Below are 1544 nucleotides of genomic sequence, written 5' to 3' on the forward strand. Positions count from 1 at the left end.
CAAAAAAACCAGCTAATGTTTGTCAAGCCCTAATGTCTTGGCTTGACGGTGGGATACTGATATAATTTTCTATGCACACCAAATAACCTCCATTGGCGTGGAGGATTTTGGTTAATTATGGTTTATGTTTGGTAGGGCTGGCCCTTTCTCAAGATGGCGTAAATGTGATGCAATAGCTTGTTGGCGCAAGCAATCACCGTCACCTTGTAGGGTTTGCCCTCTTGTCTTTTCTTATCGTAATATCCCTTCAGCTTCGGGTTCGTGCCACGTCTTAATCCACATTGGACTGCCAGATATAACGCTCGACGTAAGCGTTTGGAGCCTCGCTTTGTTATCCGGTTGCTTGTGGCCACAAATTGCCCCGAACTATACACACCCGGATCTAACCCCGCAAACGCTACGAGTTGCTTGGGATCATCAAATTGCTGAGCATCTCCAATTTCTGATACAATAGTTGCCGCCAGCTTATCGCCTACGCCTGGAATACTCTTTAGAAGTTCAACTTCTGGAAAAGCTTCAGCCAGTCGTTGCATCTGTTCCTCAATCGCTTGAAGTTGTTCCTGTATGGAGAGAAGTAACGACACCATGCTTTGCAGCATCTGGGTTTGAGCCACGCTCCTTTTCCCCTTGAACCCTTGTTGATGAATGGTGTCCAGCAACTCAACTTTCATGCGAATCCAAGATTTGGAGCGCGATTTCCCCGCACTCTTACGAATCGCTTCCTCCCACCCTTGCGTTCGACCAGATAAGAAGACTTGCAACGTCGTTAGTGCTGTAACGGAATACAAATCGTAGAACACCTCCTCATAGGCCGGAAATACCTGATCCAATAGCGATCGCATATTGAGCTTTGCTTGCACATAAAGCGACGTTACGAATTCGTGCTGCCGGGTCACATGCTGAAGCTCCATATAACACTCGTCCCAGCTTCGATGCGGGCGTACATCGCCGCGATAGTACATCTCGGCTAAATGCCAAGCATCCGCCGCATCTGTCTTTACCTTTCGAAGCTGCGCATTCTTTGCACGTTTGGACAGAAGAGGATTGATAATGAGATGTTTGATTCCGTTGGTCGTCAAATACGCCACCACGACACGGTGATAATGACCAGTTGCCTCGAGAATGACAACGGGTTCTTCTCCTGTACGTTCTTTAAGCTCGTGTAGTACGTTTCCCAGCCGTCTAAACCCTGATTCGGTATGCTTTATAGCTTCCGATTTTCCAAAAACCTCATTGCGTTTAAGAAACGCTTGAATCACACTTGTCCCTTTCGATACATCTAAGCCGATAACCGGTCCCATGTCATCTCCTCCTGATGTAAATTCAGCCGGCGCTCCCACGATGGTTCCAAACCCATAGCTTCGCTTGTGATACGAGGTCATAGCCTCAACCAGCTCAAACATGGTCATTGGAGATAGTGAGAGAACAGTTTTTTTGACGGGGTCCGCGCCCCTAAGAGCCCTACGTTCTCCCGGCTATCGCCATCATAAGACACCTATGAAAATAGGCCAACCAGAAATCTCTGGCTGACCTAATAATACGAA

The 1544-nt window shown here is 47.5% G+C and carries 1 protein-coding gene; it reads right to left on the reverse strand.

The features are described 5' to 3' along the window. Nucleotides 1-122: 122 nt before the first annotated feature. Nucleotides 123-1301: an IS110 family transposase gene (locus tag A372_RS0100035; RefSeq protein WP_019418878.1), complete on the reverse strand. Its 1179-nt coding sequence runs from the start codon at nucleotides 1299-1301 to the stop codon at nucleotides 123-125. Nucleotides 1302-1544: the final 243 nt, after the last annotated feature.

Source organism: Paenibacillus sp. OSY-SE, from assembly GCF_000283315.1.
GTDB classification, from domain to species: Bacteria; Bacillota; Bacilli; order Paenibacillales; family Paenibacillaceae; genus Paenibacillus_B; species Paenibacillus_B profundus.